This is a genomic window from Bacillus sp. FSL K6-3431 (assembly GCF_038002605.1).
In the GTDB taxonomy this organism is placed as follows: Bacteria; Bacillota; Bacilli; order Bacillales; family Bacillaceae_C; genus Lederbergia.
In genome coordinates, this window is sequence record NZ_JBBOCT010000001.1 from 1,855,168 (window position 1) to 1,874,876 (window position 19,709).

12 protein-coding genes, 21 tRNA genes, 3 rRNA genes and 1 pseudogene are annotated in these 19,709 nt (G+C 42.2%); 6 read left to right on the top strand and 31 right to left on the bottom strand.

Going from position 1 to position 19,709, the window contains the following annotated elements:
- Positions 1-133: 133 nt before the first annotated feature.
- Positions 134-876 (top strand): annotated as a pseudogene (locus tag MHB53_RS09485) (DUF6612 family protein).
- A 381-nt stretch (positions 877-1,257) separates the two neighbouring features.
- On the opposite strand, the gene MHB53_RS09490 reads toward MHB53_RS09485, so the two are convergent.
- Positions 1,258-1,581, bottom strand: a complete 324-nt coding sequence (locus MHB53_RS09490) for a hydrolase (protein ID WP_445661414.1) — start codon at positions 1,579-1,581, stop codon at positions 1,258-1,260.
- Positions 1,582-1,770: 189 nt separating this feature from the next.
- On the opposite strand from MHB53_RS09490, the gene MHB53_RS09495 reads away from it, so the two are divergent.
- Positions 1,771-2,019 carry a DUF6154 family protein gene (locus MHB53_RS09495; RefSeq protein ID WP_340917563.1) on the top strand — a complete coding sequence of 83 codons (249 nt, stop codon included), beginning with the start codon at positions 1,771-1,773 and terminating at the stop codon, positions 2,017-2,019.
- 83 nt (positions 2,020-2,102) lie between these two features.
- On the opposite strand, the gene MHB53_RS09500 is transcribed toward MHB53_RS09495, so the two are convergent.
- Entirely contained in the window at positions 2,103-2,555 is a 453-nt protein-coding gene (locus tag MHB53_RS09500; protein ID WP_340917565.1) for a Dps family protein, read from the bottom strand.
- Between the two features lie 176 nt (positions 2,556-2,731).
- Here MHB53_RS09500 and yidD point away from each other — a divergent pair, with 176 nt between their 5' ends.
- Together yidD and MHB53_RS09510 are read left to right on the top strand one after the other, a co-directional pair.
- Positions 2,732-2,974, top strand: coding sequence for a membrane protein insertion efficiency factor YidD (gene yidD / locus MHB53_RS09505; protein WP_340917566.1), 243 nt, complete (start codon positions 2,732-2,734; stop codon positions 2,972-2,974).
- Positions 2,975-3,110: 136 nt separating this feature from the next.
- Complete coding sequence (locus MHB53_RS09510; RefSeq protein ID WP_340917569.1) at positions 3,111-3,263, top strand: DUF1540 domain-containing protein; 153 nt, start codon at positions 3,111-3,113, stop codon at positions 3,261-3,263.
- Positions 3,264-3,379: 116 nt separating this feature from the next.
- On the opposite strand, the gene MHB53_RS09515 is transcribed toward MHB53_RS09510, so the two are convergent.
- From MHB53_RS09515 to MHB53_RS09535, 5 genes are all read right to left on the bottom strand, one after another.
- On the bottom strand, positions 3,380-4,861 hold the full coding sequence (locus tag MHB53_RS09515; RefSeq protein WP_340917571.1) for an o-succinylbenzoate--CoA ligase: 1,482 nt from the start codon (positions 4,859-4,861) through the stop codon (positions 3,380-3,382).
- Between the two features lie 101 nt (positions 4,862-4,962).
- Positions 4,963-5,781 carry a 1,4-dihydroxy-2-naphthoyl-CoA synthase gene (gene menB / locus MHB53_RS09520; RefSeq protein WP_340917573.1) on the bottom strand — a complete coding sequence of 273 codons (819 nt, stop codon included), beginning with the start codon at positions 5,779-5,781 and terminating at the stop codon, positions 4,963-4,965.
- Between the two features lie 123 nt (positions 5,782-5,904).
- Positions 5,905-6,723 (bottom strand): 2-succinyl-6-hydroxy-2,4-cyclohexadiene-1-carboxylate synthase, encoded by an 819-nt coding sequence (gene menH, locus MHB53_RS09525; protein WP_340917575.1) that lies wholly within the window; start codon positions 6,721-6,723, stop codon positions 5,905-5,907.
- Complete coding sequence (gene menD, locus MHB53_RS09530; RefSeq protein WP_340917577.1) at positions 6,720-8,474, bottom strand: 2-succinyl-5-enolpyruvyl-6-hydroxy-3-cyclohexene-1-carboxylic-acid synthase; 1,755 nt, start codon at positions 8,472-8,474, stop codon at positions 6,720-6,722. Before menD ends, menH begins: the two co-directional genes overlap by 4 nt.
- A complete protein-coding gene (locus MHB53_RS09535; protein ID WP_340917580.1) occupies positions 8,471-9,865 on the bottom strand; it encodes an isochorismate synthase in 1,395 nt (464 codons plus the stop codon). Before MHB53_RS09535 ends, menD begins: the two co-directional genes overlap by 4 nt.
- A 219-nt stretch (positions 9,866-10,084) precedes the next feature.
- On the opposite strand from MHB53_RS09535, the gene MHB53_RS09540 reads away from it, so the two are divergent.
- Both MHB53_RS09540 and MHB53_RS09545 read left to right on the top strand, forming a co-directional pair.
- Entirely contained in the window at positions 10,085-11,005 is a 921-nt protein-coding gene (locus MHB53_RS09540) for a 1,4-dihydroxy-2-naphthoate polyprenyltransferase (RefSeq protein WP_340917582.1), read from the top strand.
- Between the two features lie 217 nt (positions 11,006-11,222).
- On the top strand, positions 11,223-11,969 hold the full coding sequence (locus MHB53_RS09545; protein ID WP_340917585.1) for a TraR/DksA C4-type zinc finger protein: 747 nt from the start codon (positions 11,223-11,225) through the stop codon (positions 11,967-11,969).
- A 244-nt stretch (positions 11,970-12,213) separates the two neighbouring features.
- On the opposite strand, the gene MHB53_RS09550 is transcribed toward MHB53_RS09545, so the two are convergent.
- From MHB53_RS09550 to MHB53_RS09665, 24 genes are all read right to left on the bottom strand, one after another.
- Positions 12,214-12,285 (bottom strand) — tRNA-Glu (locus MHB53_RS09550).
- Positions 12,286-12,308: 23 nt separating this feature from the next.
- A tRNA-Ser gene (locus tag MHB53_RS09555) sits at positions 12,309-12,399 on the bottom strand.
- Positions 12,400-12,409: 10 nt separating this feature from the next.
- A tRNA-Asn gene (locus MHB53_RS09560) sits at positions 12,410-12,481 on the bottom strand.
- A gap of 1 nt (position 12,482) precedes the next feature.
- A tRNA-Ile gene (locus MHB53_RS09565) sits at positions 12,483-12,559 on the bottom strand.
- A 10-nt stretch (positions 12,560-12,569) separates the two neighbouring features.
- Positions 12,570-12,643 (bottom strand) — tRNA-Gly (locus MHB53_RS09570).
- 14 nt (positions 12,644-12,657) lie between these two features.
- Positions 12,658-12,729, bottom strand: a tRNA-His gene (locus MHB53_RS09575).
- 32 nt (positions 12,730-12,761) lie between these two features.
- Positions 12,762-12,837 (bottom strand) — tRNA-Phe (locus MHB53_RS09580).
- An 18-nt stretch (positions 12,838-12,855) separates the two neighbouring features.
- Positions 12,856-12,931 (bottom strand) — tRNA-Asp (locus tag MHB53_RS09585).
- 35 nt (positions 12,932-12,966) lie between these two features.
- Positions 12,967-13,040 (bottom strand) — tRNA-Met (locus tag MHB53_RS09590).
- Positions 13,041-13,060: 20 nt separating this feature from the next.
- Positions 13,061-13,153: transfer RNA gene (locus MHB53_RS09595), tRNA-Ser, on the bottom strand.
- A 22-nt stretch (positions 13,154-13,175) separates the two neighbouring features.
- Positions 13,176-13,252, bottom strand: a tRNA-Ile gene (locus MHB53_RS09600).
- Between the two features lie 6 nt (positions 13,253-13,258).
- Positions 13,259-13,335 (bottom strand) — tRNA-Met (locus MHB53_RS09605).
- 28 nt (positions 13,336-13,363) lie between these two features.
- Positions 13,364-13,439: transfer RNA gene (locus tag MHB53_RS09610), tRNA-Ala, on the bottom strand.
- 17 nt (positions 13,440-13,456) lie between these two features.
- Positions 13,457-13,533 (bottom strand) — tRNA-Pro (locus MHB53_RS09615).
- 30 nt (positions 13,534-13,563) lie between these two features.
- Positions 13,564-13,640: transfer RNA gene (locus tag MHB53_RS09620), tRNA-Arg, on the bottom strand.
- 7 nt (positions 13,641-13,647) lie between these two features.
- A tRNA-Leu gene (locus MHB53_RS09625) sits at positions 13,648-13,736 on the bottom strand.
- A gap of 6 nt (positions 13,737-13,742) precedes the next feature.
- Positions 13,743-13,817 (bottom strand) — tRNA-Gly (locus MHB53_RS09630).
- 71 nt (positions 13,818-13,888) lie between these two features.
- Positions 13,889-13,970: transfer RNA gene (locus MHB53_RS09635), tRNA-Leu, on the bottom strand.
- Between the two features lie 7 nt (positions 13,971-13,977).
- Positions 13,978-14,053, bottom strand: a tRNA-Lys gene (locus tag MHB53_RS09640).
- A gap of 34 nt (positions 14,054-14,087) precedes the next feature.
- A tRNA-Thr gene (locus MHB53_RS09645) sits at positions 14,088-14,163 on the bottom strand.
- A gap of 9 nt (positions 14,164-14,172) precedes the next feature.
- A tRNA-Val gene (locus tag MHB53_RS09650) sits at positions 14,173-14,248 on the bottom strand.
- 111 nt (positions 14,249-14,359) lie between these two features.
- A 5S ribosomal RNA gene (gene rrf / locus MHB53_RS09655) occupies positions 14,360-14,475 on the bottom strand.
- A gap of 235 nt (positions 14,476-14,710) precedes the next feature.
- Positions 14,711-17,643 (bottom strand): 23S ribosomal RNA (locus MHB53_RS09660).
- A 299-nt stretch (positions 17,644-17,942) separates the two neighbouring features.
- A 16S ribosomal RNA gene (locus MHB53_RS09665) occupies positions 17,943-19,494 on the bottom strand.
- The 16S, 23S and 5S rRNA genes sit together here with 21 tRNA genes alongside, the layout of an rRNA operon.
- Positions 19,495-19,709: the final 215 nt, after the last annotated feature.

A 19,709-nucleotide genomic window follows, 5' to 3' on the forward strand; every position in this document is an offset into this window, starting at 1 on the left:
CAAATTATTATCACTTTGCTTGATAACAGTTTTAACTGTATTCCTTGCAGCCTGCAGCCAAACTGCGGAGCCTATTGATAAAAAAGACAAAAATAAAATAACAAACGAACAAAAGGAACCAAAACAAACAGCGATGGAAAGTGAGCTTACACTACAGGATGTCTTTGAAAAGTCTTTAGAGGCTAATAAAGAGCTGAATAGTTTTTCTTCTAAAATGAACATGAAACAACAAATGGAAGTGGATGGAGAAAAATTTGACATTAATATGAATGCGGACATGAAGTTTATTATGGATCCTGTCACTCTATATCAAAAAATGACCACTTCTATGGACATGGGCGAAAGTAATGGCAAGCAAAATGTAGAAATGGAAGCATATTTAACAACAGACGGCTTCTACTTATTTGAACCTACTGAGGCGAAGTGGCTTAAATTACCTGTTGAAATGACAGAGCAATTATTACAGTTGCAAAATGAGCAAACAAATTGAAAACATTTGTAGATGATTTTGACTTTAAACAGAATGAATCACAATTTATTTTACATTTAAATGCAAATGGAGAGAAATTTAATTCCTTTTTCAAAGAAACCGCAATAAATTCTATGCCACCTGAGATGCAAAACCCTGAGTTATTAGAAGGTATGAACATCAAAAAGGTAGAATATGAAATTTTTATTGATAAAGAAACATTTTTTACAACAAAAATGAATATTAAGATGGAGACTGTACTTGATATGGAAGGTCAAAAAATGAATATGATGCAAAATATTTCATCCGATTTTGCAGATTTCAATAAAATAGATAGCATAAAAGTACCACAAGACGCACTTGATAATGCTGAAGAAATCGATATGGGTGAATTAGAAGGAGAATAAGGTAAGAATACGTTTAAAAACATTGCTTCAGCTATAAAGCTTGAAGCAATGTTTTTTATATTTCAATTCCGCCTGGGCGGAATTGCGTCCAGATTTTATCGAGCTCGCTCGATAAACTTCCTCTAAAAATCTGTGACATCCGCCGGAGGCTTTCACTTCATTCAGCCGGAATTTGCACTCCCACTGAATTAGGTAAATCGCATTCATTCCGCCACTTTTAGAAGTGGGGGACTTCTGCTGAATGAAGTTATAATATCAAATGTAGGATAATTGTTAGCCATTAACCTATTACAATACTGAGCGACCAGTAATTTAGGCGGCAAAAGATTAGAAAAACTCCAAGACTTCTAGACAGCATAAAAGCCGAATTCAGGCTTTTTCTTATTCTATTTTATCATTTGTTAATATTCCCATACTTTCAATATGCCCCTTTGCTTCTTCGTCACCCAACTGATAAATCATCTCATATACATGAAGTAAATTATTATCATGTATATCATTTGTTGGGTCATTATGGTACTCACGAAACGGAATATGTGCTCGCAAAAAATCCGCTGAACTATTATTAGCATTTGCATCAAAAATTGCTCTTAATTTCCTAATTTCCTCATCGGTTGCTTCTATTTTAAATTGCCAAGGAGACGCAGTTGGTATACTCATAATTTCTCCCGGACCAACAGCAATATAATAAACAGTTTTATTCAATTCAAACCCACCTTTTTAATAAATATTACATTCATATGCATATTTTGCTGCACTTTCACTTATTTTATTCTTAAGGGACTTTTGCAAATAACGGATTGATCTTAGAATTTACGGGTATAGATAAAATAAAAGTTGCTTGAAAGGTGTTAATATGGGATGATAATTTTATAATAAAAGAGGTGAAACATTATGAGGCTTGTCGACGAATTATTCGCTATGTACCGGGATAAGCTGACGGGTGACGAAGAAGACCTAGACATGATAACATTTGCTGTTTTAGAGCATTACAATCGTAAAGAACTATTAGGTTTGGTAAATGAAATGGATGACTTTGAACTTCAATATTTCATTCGTTTATATTTGCTGGAAACGCTCAAAGGGAAATTTGAACAATCAGACAGTGATAATCATTTTTCATCATCCCAGCATCTACACTAAAGCAATATACATAGAATAAAGCAGCCAGAATCTTGGCTGCTTTTTATTATGACAATTTTATTATATATGCGCTGAATTCTTAGTTATTTTCCTAAATATGCTTTTAGCATCCAATTATGCTTCTCTAAGCCTTGATGAACGGCAAGTAACATATCACCAGTCGTATCATCACCAGATTTTTCGGAAAGCTGTATACCTTCTTTTAACTCTTCAATTAAAACGGTAAAGTCATCGACAACAGATTGTACCATTTCATCTGCATTTTCTGCTCCTTTTGCTTCTTGTACACTTGCAAGTTCAAGTGAGCCTGATAATGTAGCAACTGGTTTTCCTTCAAGAGCAAGAAGCCTTTCAGCTAACTCATCAATATGCACTCCTGCCTCATTATATAGCTCTTCAAACTTTTCATGTAGTACAAAGAAATGATGCCCAGTAACATACCAATGGAAATGGTGGAACTTCGTATAGAGCACCGTCCAATTTGCCACCTGTTTATTTACAATTTCCACCAATTTTTCTTGTTCATTTACAGCCATTTTATCATTCCTCCTAAGGATATATTACCCGGTATGTCCTTAGTCTAAACAAATCTGATTCTGGGATTTTTCTCTTTTATGCTACAATAGAAATAGGCAATTCCAGTTTCATTATATTTGCTATAACTGCCCTAATACAATGGTGTAACAAGAAACTTTGGAAAGAAGCGATATAGATGATAGCAAAAATACTTACAAAATTGATTCGCTTATATCAAGTCGTTATCTCCCCGCTGATGCCCCCATCGTGCCGATTTTACCCAACCTGCTCTCATTACGGTATGGAAGCAATTCAAAAGTTTGGGGCTATTCGCGGTGGTTGGCTTACTGTCAAACGTATCGTAAAGTGCCATCCTTTCCATCCAGGCGGATTTGATCCAGTGCCAGATATTACTAAAATAAAATATAAAAAAAGCTAATTACTAGTTACTCTTTATTCAATACGGAGAAGTTTTTACTAAAGCATTGCATACTGTTTAATTTTCCAGTATAAGCTTGACTTCACTACAGATGCTATATATGTATCATCTAAAACCAATAAGGAGAGTGATACGTATGGCTGAAGATGTTTTATGTGAAGTGGAAAACTGTCACTTCTGGAAAAAAGGAAATCAATGTTCAGCTGACCGAATTTATGTTGTAAGCCGGACCGGGAAAATCGCGGAAACCGAGCATGAGACCGATTGTCAAACATTCGAAGCAAAGTGAACTCGTTTCAGCAAGCTGAAATTTCGTGGAATCCCACCTACGTTCGCTTAGAGACGGGAGTCTTAAACCTTAAAAAAAGATCGGGATAAAAAGGCAATAGGTAGTGCGTGCGCTGCCTATTGCTTTTTAGGAATATACTTTAGTAAGCGGTGGCGCATTACTTTATTTGTCCCATTGCGTGGCAAGCATTTTATTTGGATAACCCGCTTCGGTATCTTATATGCAGCTAGTTTTTTCCGGCAATAATTTTGAACATCTGCTTCCAGCAACTCATAATCAGAAACAATAAAGGCATACGGAACCTTCCCCCATTTTGGATCATCGACACCGATAACTCCAGCCTCTTTAATCTCATTCCTATCCATAAGAACCGCCTCTATTTCCGCTGGATAAATATTCTCTCCGCCTGAAATAATTAAATCGGACCTTCTATCTAATACATATAAAAAACCTTCCTGGTCTAAATAACCGATGTCACCTGTACGAAACCACCCTTCATGAAAGGATTGATCATTCGTTTCTTTTCGATTTAAATAACCGTAAGTAACATTAGGGCCTTTTACAATAATATCCCCTGGGGTTCCAGGATTGGCTTCCTTCCCAGTGTCAAGAGTAATTTTTACTTGTGCCGGAAACAAAGGTTTGCCTGCTGAACCAAGCTTTAATAAACTATCTTCCGGAGATAAGGTGACAATTTGAGATGCTGTTTCTGTCATTCCGTAGGTTTGAAATATTGGTATACCATTATTTTTGCATATTTCAAGCAGTTGTAGCCTTGCCGCACCTCCACCCAATAGCATGCAGCGAAAGTTTCGATGATACTCTGCATCATCATTTACAGCTAGCATACGAGTTAGCATTGCAGATACTACAGACATAATCGTTATTTTTCCCGATTGTAGTAATGTATTTGCTTCCTGTTCATTAAATTGCTCCATCAAATAAACTGGCATCCCATAAATAACGCTCTTCATTATTATCGAAAAACCACTAATATGGAATAAAGGAACAGCACAAAGCCATGAATCATCTGCATGTAAACCAAGATTTAAAGCAGACCCCGTTGCACTCCACCAATGATTTCCGTACGTTTGTAAAACCCCTTTTGGCTTACCCGTCGTCCCAGACGTATACATGATCGAACAAACATCATCCAGTTGAAATTCATCTTTAATGGTGAATTCCACAGCATTGCGCTGATTTATATCGTAAAGAGAATATGTTGAAATCCTTTTACATTCATCTTGAATATGATCAACTAATATTTCGTAATCCGAATGAAAAACCAACATTTTTGTAGCACTATCTTTTAATTGAAAAATTATTTCCGCACTTGTAAGTCGGTTATTCAGAAATACAATTTCCGCTCCTAATTGCTGTAAAGCATGGATAGCCCACACCGTTTCCGGATTATTCTTCATTAAGATTCCAATTCTCATTCCTGCAGTAATAGATAAAGAAGCAAACTTTCCAGCAAACAAACATACATTTGCTTGCATTTCAGCAAAAGACCATTTTTTTTCATCATAAACAAGACCAGTCCTATTTGGAGTCAAATATGCTCGCTGCATTAACCAATTTGGAATAGATTGTCCCATCAGTAAATCACCTTCTTTTTAAAAATATGAAAAGCCCGATGGTATTAGCCATCAAGCTCATATGTTTTTTTAGTAACTTTCGATTACAGGCAATTCATCTGTTAAGGGAATCTAGGGAATTGTCCAAAATCCGGTTTACGTTTTTCTTTAAATGCGTCTCTACCTTCTTTTGCCTCATCGGAAGTATAATAAAGAAGTGTTGCATCTCCAGCAAGTTGCTGTAAGCCAGCGAGGCCATCTGTATCAGCATTGAATGCTGCTTTCAAGAAGCGTAAAGCAGTAGGACTTTTCTCCAGCATTTCATCACACCATTTTATTGTTTCTTCTTCTAATTGCTCAAGGGGTACGACTGTGTTAACTAATCCCATATCAAGTGCTTCTTGCGCGTTATATTGGCGGCATAAGAACCAAATTTCTTTTGCTTTCTTATGACCGATAATACGTGCTAAATAGCCTGAACCGTACCCAGCGTCGAAACTACCTACGTTCGGTCCTGTTTGTCCGAAAACAGCGTTGTCTGCTGCAATTGTTAAATCACAAACCACATGGAGCACATGGCCTCCACCAATGGCATAGCCTGATACCATTGCCACTACAGGCTTAGGAATCACGCGAATAAGTCTTTGTAAGTCAAGAACATTCAAACGAGGGATATTGTCTTCTCCGACATAGCCACCGTGTCCTCTAACTGACTGATCTCCACCAGAACAGAAAGCAAGATCTCCAGCTCCCGCAAGTACAATAACGCCTACCTGTGAATCATCTCTCGCATAAGCAAATGCATCAATAAGTTCCATCACTGTTTTTGGACGAAACGCATTTCTCACCTCTGGTCTGTTTATCGTTATTTTCGCAATCCCATTATATGTTTCATACAGAATATCTTCATATTCTTTTACCGTTTTCCATTCAACTGCCATCTTTATTCCTCCCATATGTATATTCTGATAAAGTGAAACACCTAAGGGTTTTGTCTTCCCATTTTTTGATGAGTGAACCAATCGAGTCTAAACGCCAGTATGCTTATCTAATATTCCTCGGTTTTACTGCTCGTTAATCTCCGATAAAAACCCCTCTACTATTGTACCAAACATTTCAGGCTCTTCCACATGAATTGCATGCCCTACACCTTTTACTACAACCAATTTTGCATTTGAAAGCTTTAATTGCATCTCTTTAGCAATCTTACAAAACTTTTCATCCTGTTCACCACAAACTAACTTAATCGGCATATGTAGGTCATTTAACCTTTCCCACCAAGAAGGTTGCGAACCAGTTCCCATTCCCTTTAAACTGTTGACAAGACCATGGACAGTATTCGCTAATCTTTGCTGCCTAATATGTTCTTGTATGTCATGAGGTAGTTGTTGCTGCGAAGAAAACAAAGGTATCTTTTCCCAAAAATTAACAAACACCTCCATTCCTTCATCAATTATTCGTTTGGCTAATAATGTATCACTTTGTTTACGCTTTTCTCTCTCTTCATGCGTTTTAAGGCCTGGTGAGCTACTTTCTAGTATTAAACTTTTCACCTTTTGCGGATAAAGCATCGCAAAGCTAAGTGCTAGTCGCCCTCCCATAGAGTAGCCAAGTATATGTGCCTGATCTATTTTTAGTTCTTTCATCATGCTCTTTATATCGTGTGCCACATGCTCTATTTCATATCTATTGATATCAATTGGTGAATCTGTTTGTCCATGTCCAATAATATCAATCGAAATGATACTATACTTTCTTTTTATTTGAACAGCCAGGTTATTCCAGGTAGTTATATCCCCTGTAAAACCGTGTAACAGTATTAGCGGTGGTCCACTACCAATAACTTCGACATTGTATTTTAATTCATCGACAGTTATAATCATTTTTCATCACTTTGTAAGTATTTGTTTATTTCCTGGGAAACTTGTCCCCAAATTTGGCGATGACTGTTAGTATTCTCCGCGCGATCAGTTGGAACTTCAATCACATTCAAACCTTTATCGATCCCTGTATCTAAAATCGCCACGCGAAAAGATTCCCAATCATTTATCTTTGTATATTGACCATGATATAACTTGACCGCATGCTCAAAATTTAACCCAGTCGGTGTTCCAAATAAGACATCAAAATGCTTTGGCTCTCCCGCTTGTGGTAAATAGGAAAAAATCCCCCCACCATCATTGTTTAATAAAATAATATTTATATTTAGTTTGTATAATTTCGCTGCCAATAATCCATTCATATCATGAAAAAAAGATAAATCGCCGATTACGAGAAATAGTGGATGCGAGTATAAGGATGAACCAAGCGCTGTTGAAACGACTCCATCTATACCATTTGCGCCTCGATTAGCCATCACACGAATATTTTTATTATTTGTGTAAAAAAAAGTATCCATATCCCTAATTGGCATACTATTGCCGACAAATATTGTACTATTTTCTGGAATCCATCTAGATAGCTCCATGATAGCTTTACCTTCGTCAAGCTTTATTTCCTGATTTAACTTAACATCAATGACATTTTTTACAATCTGATTCATTTCTAGCCACTTCGAAAACCACTCTGACTTTTCTTTTTTCATAACAACATCAGAAATTCTTTTACATAAAGTTACTTCATCACAATAAATCATTTCATTTCCAATATGATACGGATCACGCCAACCACGTTCACCATCAACAACTATTTGCTTCACATCTTCATTTTTTTGTAAATATTTGGAAAGTGACTTTGAAACCGGAAGATTACCGAAACGAATAATTAGTTCCGGGCGAAGATCTGAGTGTGCTCGTTCCGACCTTAGTATCGCATCATAGCTATCAATTACTTGTGCATTTGATATAGAATCACTTCGTAATTGGGATAATGGATCAGCTATAATTGGAAATCCAAGAACTTCACTTAATTTAGTTACAGCATTGTTAAAATCGGGCTGGTCAATAGGTCCACAGACGATGAGCCCCTTCTCATATCCCAGCCATTCACCCGCAAGTTCGTGATAGACACACTCCGATAATATTAGCTCGCCTGATTGGATTTCCTTTTGATTAATAACTTCCTTTTTAGGATCAAAAGGGGATGGTTGCAGTTGTGGTAAAAGTGGCTCACGCAATGGAAAATTCAAATGCACGGGGCCTGAAGGCAATCCTTGTGCTTCTGTAACAGCACGGACTGCTGCTGTTTTTGCATAGTTTTCCATTGAACTTCCAAATTCAGGAATTGCCATTTCTGCAAACCAGCGAACATGGCTACCATATAGATGGATTTGGTCAATAGCTTGAGGTGCTCCTACATCACGTAATTCATGTGGCCTATCTGCTGTTAATACTATTAATGGCACACGTGATAAATTAGCCTCAACTATTGCCGGATAATAATTCGCTGCTGCAGTACCTGACGTGCAAAGTAGGGCTACAGGATTTCTAGAAGCTTTAGCTATTCCAAGTGCAAAAAAACCTGCTGACCGTTCATCAATATTCACGTAAATATTAATATTTGGGTGTTCCGCAAATAATAATGCCAGTGGTGTTGAACGTGAACCTGGGCTAATTACTACATCTTTTATTCCGGATTGTTCAAGACCTTCTACAAATGATGCCAAATAGCTAGTTAGTGCTTCTCGATCATTCATACCGTTTTACCTCCTGTAGCCCGTAGCATTGGACGAAATTTTATCCTTGTTTCAATTAATTCATCTTCAGGTTTAGAGTCATACACTAATCCACAACCAGCAAATAAATGAGCCTCTTCTTCTTGGAAAAGCCCAGAACGGATAGCGACAATAAACTCACCATTGTCCCGGTAATCGAACCAACCAATTGGTGCAGCATAGAACCCTCTATCCATGCCTTCTTTATTTCGAATTATTTCCATCGCATCTGTAGTTGGGACACCACCAAGTGCAGGTGTAGGGTGAAGCTCTTCAACAATATCAAGAATGGAATTTCCAGATCTCATCTTTCCAACAACGGGGGTATATAAATGCTGTATATCGGGCGTTTTCATTATTTTAGGCATACTTGGAATATTAATCTCATTACAATATGGTCTTAAAGCATCTTCTATCATCGAAACGACAAGTTGATGTTCAAAAAGATTCTTATGGTCATGTAATAGCAGTTTTTCAAGCCGCTTATCTTCTTGTGGATCAGTGCTTCTTTCAATAGAGCCAGCAAGACTTGTTGATAATACTTCACTTCCTGTCTTCTTCACTAATCTTTCAGGGGAAGCACCTAAAAAACAACTTTTTTCAGCATTAAGTGCGAAAATAAAACTATTAGGTTGCTGTGCTACTAGTTGTTGTAAAACAAATGGTATATTAGCATGCTCCGAAAACTCAAGTCGCATTTTTCGAGCCAAAACAACTTTTTGAAGACTTGTTTGTTTTAAAGCATCTACGATATCTCCAACTGTCTCCACCCATTCATTTGTACCTAACTCTTGTTTTTTTACAATTGACGCTGGCTTTGATGGATGGGCAACAGCATTTTCCAATAGCTCATCAATAAATAATTTAGATGCTTCTATCGTTGTACATGCTTCGTCCGATGTACAATAATTATTGACGGTTATATAAAATAAACCATCTACTTCCGTCAACATATATTTAGGCAAATAAAACAAAGATTGACCATATGATTCCCACACTTTATCCTTTGTACTTTTTGGATCAAAAGAAAAACCGCCAAACAGTAATGGACCAGTTCCGGATATATCAAATGGATTTTCAATCACTGCTTCTTCGCAAAGTTCATTCCATTTTTGTTCCATGTAATTAAATCTATTCATACTATTTTTTGTTTTGACAACATGTGCTGCACCAAGTCCAACAAGACAAAAGTCTTCATCCGGACTTTTCCAAAAAAAAGCTTTTCCCTTAAATAAATGCTGATTACCTTGGTAAAATAAGATAGGATCACATGTATTTATTTTTTGTGTATAACTGAATAGCTTTGTTTTGCTTTTATGGTTAACTTGCTGTAAAACTGTATCAATGTTTGATTGCAATAATATTTTAGACAAAATAATCTCTCCTAAAGCGCCAATCTTTTCATTTATATTACCTCTTTATTATATATGAAGTAGCACACTAAATGTAGCATTCATACTTAACATCTAAATTTCGTTAGTTATAGTAAGATAATGTGGAAATAGATTGACACTACCTCAATCATTACCTACAATTTAATAGGTGAGCATTTATATATTTTCACTTTATTATTATAAGGGAGCGACATCTTAATGAATCTTCAAACACAAACAGCTGTTCCTTCAGATAAAGGATGGCGGATTTGGTGGCAGTTGACCAGGCCACATACACTTACTGCCGCTTTTGTTCCAGTTCTGCTTGGTACTGCTTTAGCAATAAATGATAATGCGATTCACTTCTTACTATTTACAGCAATGTTAGTTGCTAGCCTACTCATCCAAGCTGCAACAAATATGTTCAATGAGTACTTTGATTATGCACGAGGACTCGACAATGAAAACTCGGTAGGAATCGGGGGTGCTATTGTTAGAAATGGAGTCAAGCCCAAAACCGTCTTGGGTATTGGGTTGGCATTCTTTGGATTAGCTTTACTACTCGGTATATATATATCCGCAAGCAGTAGCTGGTGGATAGCAGTGGTTGGAGCCGTCTCTATGGCTATAGGATATTTTTACACCGGGGGGCCGAGACCTATTGCTTATACTCCGTTTGGAGAATTAACATCAGGTTTTTTCATGGGAGTTGTTATTATCCAAATATCCTTTTTTATTCAGACAGGATATATTTCGAAGGAAAGTATGCTTGTATCGATCCCCGTATCGATACTAATCGGAACCATTATGTTGGCGAATAACATCCGTGACTTAGATGGAGATAAAGTAAACGGTCGAAAAACACTTGCTATTTTATTTGGAAGAAAAAACGCGATTAAATTTTTAGCAAGTTTGTTTATCTTATCTTATTCTTGGATTGTGCTTCTAATTTTTGTTACTGATGCATCCTCTTGGCTTTTAATTACTTTTATTAGTATCCCTAAAGCATATAATGCAGTTAAAGGATTTGTGGGTAAAACTGCACCGATAGAGATGATGCCTGCGATGAAAGCAACAGCGCAAACCAATACCATTTTCGGCTTTCTTATGTCTATCGGGATATTTATCAGTTACCTATAATAAATCGAGACGAACTTCAATATTTAGCTACAGAAAAAATGTTCCAGCAAACATACTGAAGTCTTTTTAAAAAGCACTTGTCCATTTTATGGCAATGCTTTTTTTTATTGAACAGCTTTTGATATGTTTAACATCATGAAAGAGTAGGAAAACAGTAAATAACAAACCCTATTTTCGACCATACTATAACGATTACTAAACAAAGGAAGTGGTGGGTGTGATAACAGACAAACAGTTAGAACAGTTAAAACAGGAGCTTATCATACAACAAGAGCAAATGAAAATAACAGAAGAACAAACAACGATAGAAGAAAATAATGTAAGAGAAAGTACCGGTGAATTATCTCTTTATGATAATCATCCCGGGGACATGGGTACTGAATTATTCGAAAGGGAAAAAGATCTTGCCCTCTCCATTCACGCGGAAAACGAATTAGATAAGGTAAATATCGCCTTACAAGCAATGGAAGAAGGAACCTATGGGAAATGTACAGAATGCGGTATGGAAATACCTTTCGAAAGACTTGAAGTCATCCCCTATACAACAAGGTGCGTCGAACATTCTGAGGAACAAATATTGCCTGGTGACCGGCCAGTGGAAGAGGAAATTCTGCGGCCTGCAATGGATAATTCCTTCGCGGGGCGGCATAAAGGAAACGTAAGAGACTACCAGGATAGTTTCCAGGAAGTTGCAAAATATGGGACATCAGAAACACCTTCGGATTTTGAAGGAGATTTTGATGATTATAATGAATTATATGATTCGGAAATCAAAGATGGTTTTACAGAGGAATATGAAGCCTTCTCCGCAACTGATATAAGCGGTAATAGCAGGGAAGTATTTCAGTCAGATGAATTAAAAGCATATGAAGATAAATTAGACGATGCGGGTACTGAAACACCTTTTGGAGACATTCCATATAAAAAAACAGATGGCTATGTAGACGACGATCAGCATTCATAAAGAAAACAGAAGTGTTCTAGCTCATTATCGCATTGTTGTGCAACAAGAATATGGGATAATACTGGGACAAAGTAGAATTGAAACACATTCATTTTCTTTTGCTTTTGCTTCTGCTTTTTGATAGAGGTACACTATGCGCTAGAGTAGGGTTTTAGACAAGTGAAACTTTTAAAAAGTTAGAGCTATATAAAATAAGCATGTAAAAAGACTATCATTCGTAGATAGTCTTTTTACATGCTTATTATGACCCCTACGGGATTCGAACCCGTGATACCGCCGTGAAAGGGCGGTGTCTTAACCGCTTGACCAAGGGGCCATGTACTAGTAAATATTATAATATGGCGGAGAAGGAGGGATTTGAACCCTCGCGCCGCTCACGCGACCTATGCCCTTAGCAGGGGCACCTCTTCAGCCTCTTGAGTACTTCCCCAAATTATAAACTCCGCAGGTAGGATTCGAACCTACGACCGATCGGTTAACAGCCGATAGCTCTACCACTGAGCTACTGCGGAATGGTGGGCCTGAGTGGACTCGAACCACCGACCTCACGCTTATCAGGCGTGTGCTCTAACCAGCTGAGCTACAGGCCCATAAAAAAGTTGGAGCGGGTGAAGGGAATCGAACCCTCATCATCAGCTTGGAAGGCTGAGGTTTTACCACTAAACTACACCCGCACAAAAATATAAGGGGCGACTAGTGGGGATCGAACCCACGATGTCGGAGCCACAATCCGATGCGTTAACCATTTCGCCATAGCCGCCATGTATTTCTACTACATTGTTTGAATAAAAATGGTGGCTCAGGACGGAATCGAACCGCCGACACAAGGATTTTCAGTCCTTTGCTCTACCGACTGAGCTACTGAGCCATATATATTTGATTTAAATGGCGGTCCCGACGGGAATCGAACCCGCGATCTCCTGCGTGACAGGCAGGCATGTTAACCGCTACACCACGGGACCAGATAATTCAAAGTTCAACCTTGAATTATTTATGATTGCGGGGGCAGGATTTGAACCTGCGACCTTCGGGTTATGAGCCCGACGAGCTACCGAACTGCTCCACCCCGCGACGATAAATACATTTAATTATGGAGGAGGAAGAGGGATTCGAACCCCCGCGAGATTTGACTCCCCTGTCGGTTTTCAAGACCGATCCCTTCAGCCAGACTTGGGTATTCCTCCGTAGTACATTATAAAAAAGTAATGGTGGACCTTGTAGGACTCGAACCTACGACCGGACGGTTATGAGCCGTCTGCTCTAACCAGCTGAGCTAAAGGTCCTCTATATGGTAGCGGCGGAGGGAGTCGAACCCACGACCTCACGGGTATGAACCGTACGCTCTAGCCAGCTGAGCTACACCGCCAATATAGGATAGTTTTACTTGTGAAAAATGGTGGAGCCTAACGGGATCGAACCGTTGACCTCCTGCGTGCAAGGCAGGCGCTCTCCCAGCTGAGCTAAGGCCCCATTGAGCTTATTTAAAATGGTCGGGAAGACAGGATTCGAACCTGCGACCCCTTGGTCCCAAACCAAGTGCTCTACCAAGCTGAGCTACTTCCCGCATAATTCCTTTGATACATTATGTAAATAATGGCGCGCCCGGCAGAAGTCGAATCCACAACCTTCTGATCCGTAGTCAGACGCTCTATCCAATTGAGCTACGGGCGCATATCAATGGTGCCGAGAACCGGAATCGAACCGGTACGGTAGTCACCTACCGCAGGATTTTAAGTCCTGTGCGTCTGCCAGTTCCGCCACCCCGGCACTACTTGGAGCGGAAGACGGGATTCGAACCCGCGACCCCCACCTTGGCAAGGTGATGTTCTACCACTGAACTACTTCCGCGTTTGAAATTGGCATTTTAGATTCTGTATTGTTTATAGGACGTAATTGTTTTTAGCAGATATTAATTAAAGTGCGGGTGAAGGGAGTCGAACCCCCACGCCTTGCGGCACTAGATCCTAAGTCTAGCGTGTCTGCCAGTTCCACCACACCCGCATAAAAATGGTGAGCCATGCAGGATTCGAACCTGCGACCCTCTGATTAAAAGTCAGATGCTCTACCAACTGAGCTAATGGCTCGTACATAATGTGCATTTTTCAAAAAAGTAACTACTGGTGCCGGCCAGAGGACTTGAACCCCCAACCTACTGATTACAAGTCAGTTGCTCTACCAATTGAGCTAGGCCGGCATTAAATAATGGTGGAGGATGACGGGTTCGAACCGCCGACCCTCTGCTTGTAAGGCAGATGCTCTCCCAGCTGAGCTAATCCTCCATTTTGAACGGATTGTCCCACTCTTTTTTTAGAGTGGTTTTAGTATCCATTTGTTAAGTACTATTGTACACTCAATAAAACTCTTTCTCACACTCAACATTAAGTTTTATTGCCTGGCAACGTCCTGCTCTTGCAGGGGGAAACCCCCAACTACCATCGGCGCTGAAGAGCTTAACTACCGTGTTCGAGATGGGAACGGGTGTGACCTCTTCGCTATCGCCACCAGACAAAATTACTCAACATTTACTATTATAACGCTTTTTATGTATTTTTCAAGAGAAATTTTCATTCTCTCAAAACCAGATAAATGAGAAGGTAAACGTGTGAAACATCTTTTGAATCTAGCTCCAGCGCCCAGCCCCTCGAGGTCGCAAGCCATCTTGCTGTGGTGGCTGAAAATCTGCCTCCTCACAATCTGTCTTGCGCTTGTCGGGGCTACCCGGGCGCTTCCGCTTTTTACTTTAGATTAAGTCCTCGATCGATTAGTATCCGTCAGCTCCATGTGTCACCACACTTCCACGCCGGACCTATCAACCTGATCATCTTTCAGGGATCTTACTAGCTTGCGCTATGGGAAATCTCATCTTGAGGGGGGCTTCATGCTTAGATGCTTTCAGCACTTATCCCTGCCGCACATAGCTACCCAGCGATGCTCCTGGCGGAACAACTGGTACACCAGCGGTGCGTCCATCCCGGTCCTCTCGTACTAAGGACAGCTCCTCTCAAATTTCCTGCGCCCACGACGGATAGGGACCGAACTGTCTCACGACGTTCTGAACCCAGCTCGCGTACCGCTTTAATGGGCGAACAGCCCAACCCTTGGGACCGACTACAGCCCCAGGATGCGATGAGCCGACATCGAGGTGCCAAACCTCCCCGTCGATGTGAACTCTTGGGGGAGATAAGCCTGTTATCCCCGGGGTAGCTTTTATCCGTTGAGCGATGGCCCTTCCATGCGGAACCACCGGATCACTAAGCCCGACTTTCGTCCCTGCTCGACTTGTAGGTCTCGCAGTCAAGCTCCCTTGTGCCTTTACACTCTGCGAATGATTTCCAACCATTCTGAGGGAACCTTTGGGCGCCTCCGTTACTCTTTAGGAGGCGACCGCCCCAGTCAAACTGCCTGCCAGACACTGTCTCCCAGCCGGATCACGGCTGCGGGTTAGAATGTCAGTACAGCAAGGGTAGTATCCCACCAGTGCCTCCACCGAAGCTAGCGCTCCGGTTTCTACGGCTCCTACCTATCCTGTACAAGCTGCACCAACATTCAATATCAGGCTGCAGTAAAGCTCCACGGGGTCTTTCCGTCCTGTCGCGGGTAACCTGCATCTTCACAGGTACTATAATTTCACCGAGTCTCTCGTTGAGACAGTGCCCAGATCGTTGCGCCTTTCGTGCGGGTCGGAACTTACCCGACAAGGAATTTCGCTACCTTAGGACCGTTATAGTTACGGCCGCCGTTTACTGGGGCTTCAATTCGCACCTTCGACCGAAGTCTAAGCGCTCCTCTTAACCTTCCAGCACCGGGCAGGCGTCAGCCCCTATACTTCGCCTTGCGGCTTCGCAGAGACCTGTGTTTTTGCTAAACAGTCGCCTGGGCCTATTCACTGCGGCTCATCTGGGCTATTCACCCAAATGAGCACCCCTTCTCCCGAAGTTACGGGGTGATTTTGCCGAGTTCCTTAACGAGAGTTCTCTCGATCACCTTAGGATTCTCTCCTCGCCTACCTGTGTCGGTTTGCGGTACGGGCACCTATTTCCTCGCTAGAGGCTTTTCTTGGCAGTGTGGAATCAGGAACTTCGGTACTAAATTTCCCTCGCCATCACAGCTCAGCCTTAGAGTGAAGGATTTACCTCCACTCCAGCCTACCTGCTTGGACGCGCATATCCAGCAGCGCGCTTACCTTATCCTCCTGCGTCCCCCCATTACTCAAACGGAAATAAGGTGGTACAGGAATATCAACCTGTTATCCATCGCCTACGCCTTTCGGCCTCGGCTTAGGCCCCGACTAACCCTGAGCGGACGAGCCTTCCTCAGGAAACCTTGGGCATTCGGTGGAAGGGATTCTCACCCTTCTTTCGCTACTCATACCGGCATTCTCACTTCTAAGCGCTCCACTAGTCCTTCCGGTCTAGCTTCACAGCCCTTAGAACGCTCTCCTACCATTGACACCAGAGGTGTCAATCCGCAGCTTCGGTGATACGTTTAGCCCCGGTACATTTTCGGCGCAGAGTCACTCGACCAGTGAGCTATTACGCACTCTTTAAATGATGGCTGCTTCTGAGCCAACATCCTGGTTGTCTAAGCAACTCCACATCCTTTTCCACTTAACGTATACTTTGGGACCTTAGCTGGCGGTCTGGGTTGTTTCCCTCTCGACTACGGATCTTATCACTCGCAGTCTGACTCCCATGGATAAGTCTTTGGCATTCGGAGTTTGTCTGAATTCGGTAACCCGTTGAGGGCCCCTAGTCCAAACAGTGCTCTACCTCCAAGACTCTAACCATGAGGCTAGCCCTAAAGCTATTTCGGAGAGAACCAGCTATCTCCAGGTTCGATTGGAATTTCACCGCTACCCACACCTCATCCCCGCACTTTTCAACGTACGTGGGTTCGGGCCTCCAGTAAGTGTTACCTTACCTTCACCCTGGACATGGGTAGATCACCTGGTTTCGGGTCTACGACCTCATACTTATTCGCCCTATTCAGACTCGCTTTCGCTGCGGCTCCGTCTCTTCAACTTAACCTTGCATGAAATCGTAACTCGCCGGTTCATTCTACAAAAGGCACGCCATCACGCATTAACGCGCTCTGACTACTTGTAGGCACATGGTTTCAGGATCTATTTCACTCCCCTTCCGGGGTGCTTTTCACCTTTCCCTCACGGTACTGGTTCACTATCGGTCACTAGGGAGTATTTAGCCTTGGGAGATGGTCCTCCCAGATTCCGACGGGATTTCTCGTGTCCCGCCGTACTCAGGATCCACTCTGGAGGGAACGAAGTTTCGATTACAGGGCTGTTACCTTCTCTGGCGGGCCTTTCCAGGCCTCTTCGTCTACCCCGTTCCTTTGTAACTCCGTATAGAGTGTCCTACAACCCCAAGAGGCAAGCCTCTTGGTTTGGGCTTTTCCCGTTTCGCTCGCCGCTACTCAGGGAATCGATGTTTCTTTCTCTTCCTCCGGGTACTTAGATGTTTCAGTTCCCCGGGTCTGCCTTCTATTTCCTATGTATTCAGAAATAGATACTACTCCATTACGAGCAGTGGGTTTCCCCATTCGGAAATCTTCGGATATAACGCTTGCTTACAGCTCCCCGAAGCATATCGGTGTTAGTCCCGTCCTTCATCGGCTCCTAGTGCCAAGGCATCCACCATGCGCCCTTTCTAACTTAATCATTTGGTCGAAAATAAGCGGCGCATTTCTTCGTCAGCTTCCCTCACTCCCATCCTCACGTATTGCATACGCTGCGGTGGTCGCTCAGTCGCTTCCTCGAACTGCTTGCTTCTTTTCACCCAATATTTAAAAAGGTCATACATACTTACGGATACAATCCATAAGGTGATGTTTCTCGGTTTATTGCTTCTCATTTTATCTGGTTTTCAAAGAACGAATAATAAGAGAGTTTAACCTCTCAAAACTGAACGAAACAAAAACGTCTGTTTATGTTGGCACCGCGGCCAACAGTTTCCTTAGAAAGGAGGTGATCCAGCCGCACCTTCCGATACGGCTACCTTGTTACGACTTCACCCCAATCATCTGTCCCACCTTCGGCGGCTGGCTCCCGTAAGGGTTACCCCACCGACTTCGGGTGTTACAAACTCTCGTGGTGTGACGGGCGGTGTGTACAAGGCCCGGGAACGTATTCACCGTGGCATGCTGATCCACGATTACTAGCGATTCCGGCTTCATGCAGGCGAGTTGCAGCCTGCAATCCGAACTGAGAATGGTTTTATGGGATTAGCTAAACCTCGCGGTCTTGCAACCCTTTGTACCATCCATTGTAGCACGTGTGTAGCCCAGGTCATAAGGGGCATGATGATTTGACGTCATCCCCACCTTCCTCCGGTTTGTCACCGGCAGTCACCTTAGAGTGCCCAACTGAATGCTGGCAACTAAGATTAAGGGTTGCGCTCGTTGCGGGACTTAACCCAACATCTCACGACACGAGCTGACGACAACCATGCACCACCTGTCACTCTGTCCCCCGAAGGGGAAATCCCTATCTCTAGGGTGGTCAGAGGATGTCAAGACCTGGTAAGGTTCTTCGCGTTGCTTCGAATTAAACCACATGCTCCACCGCTTGTGCGGGCCCCCGTCAATTCCTTTGAGTTTCAGCCTTGCGGCCGTACTCCCCAGGCGGAGTGCTTAATGCGTTAACTGCAGCACTAAAGGGCGGAAACCCTCTAACACTTAGCACTCATCGTTTACGGCGTGGACTACCAGGGTATCTAATCCTGTTTGCTCCCCACGCTTTCGCGCCTCAGCGTCAGTTACAGACCAAAGAGCCGCCTTCGCCACTGGTGTTCCTCCACATCTCTACGCATTTCACCGCTACACGTGGAATTCCGCTCTTCTCTTCTGCACTCAAGTCCCCCAGTTTCCAATGACCTTCCACGGTTGAGCCGTGGGCTTTCACATCAGACTTAAAGGACCGCCTGCGCGCGCTTTACGCCCAATAATTCCGGACAACGCTTGCCACCTACGTATTACCGCGGCTGCTGGCACGTAGTTAGCCGTGGCTTTCTGGTCAGGTACCGTCAAGGTACCGGCAGTTACTCCGATACTTGTTCTTCCCTGACAACAGAGTTTTACGATCCGAAAACCTTCATCACTCACGCGGCGTTGCTCCGTCAGACTTTCGTCCATTGCGGAAGATTCCCTACTGCTGCCTCCCGTAGGAGTCTGGGCCGTGTCTCAGTCCCAGTGTGGCCGATCACCCTCTCAGGTCGGCTACGCATCGTTGCCTTGGTGAGCCGTTATCTCACCAACTAGCTAATGCGCCGCGGGCCCATCTGTAAGTGATAGCCGAAGCCATCTTTTAACCTTCCTCCATGAGAAGAAAGAAATTATCCGGTATTAGCTCCGGTTTCCCGAAGTTATCCCAGTCTTACAGGCAGGTTGCCCACGTGTTACTCACCCGTCCGCCGCTAACTTCCGGGAGCAAGCTCCCTTCCATTCGCTCGACTTGCATGTATTAGGCACGCCGCCAGCGTTCGTCCTGAGCCAGGATCAAACTCTCGTTAAAGTGTTTGTAGCTCATTTGCTGGTCTTACATGTATTACTTTTTGACGTTTTGTTTCGTTCAGTTTTCAAAGATCAAACTTGTTCGCACTCTTTCTTAGCGACTTTTATAATTTAACATTTTTCTTCTAAGTAGTCAACTGTTTTTTTAAAACTATTTGATAACTTGGTTCGAAATATGTTTTATACGTCTTGCGGACGATTAATAATATAACATGG

Coding starts and splice junctions, on each gene's coding strand:
- MHB53_RS09540 (WP_340917582.1), top strand. CDS start 10,085: ATGAATCTTCAAACACAAACAGCTGTTCCTTCAGATAAAGGATGGCGG.
- MHB53_RS09510 (WP_340917569.1), top strand. CDS start 3,111: ATGGCTGAAGATGTTTTATGTGAAGTGGAAAACTGTCACTTCTGGAAA.
- MHB53_RS09515 (WP_340917571.1), bottom strand. CDS start 4,861: ATGGGACAATCTATTCCAAATTGGTTAATGCAGCGAGCATATTTGACT.
- MHB53_RS09495 (WP_340917563.1), top strand. CDS start 1,771: ATGAGGCTTGTCGACGAATTATTCGCTATGTACCGGGATAAGCTGACG.
- menB (WP_340917573.1), bottom strand. CDS start 5,781: ATGGCAGTTGAATGGAAAACGGTAAAAGAATATGAAGATATTCTGTAT.
- yidD (WP_340917566.1), top strand. CDS start 2,732: ATGATAGCAAAAATACTTACAAAATTGATTCGCTTATATCAAGTCGTT.
- menD (WP_340917577.1), bottom strand. CDS start 8,474: ATGAATGATCGAGAAGCACTAACTAGCTATTTGGCATCATTTGTAGAA.
- menH (WP_340917575.1), bottom strand. CDS start 6,723: ATGATTATAACTGTCGATGAATTAAAATACAATGTCGAAGTTATTGGT.
- MHB53_RS09500 (WP_340917565.1), bottom strand. CDS start 2,555: ATGGCTGTAAATGAACAAGAAAAATTGGTGGAAATTGTAAATAAACAG.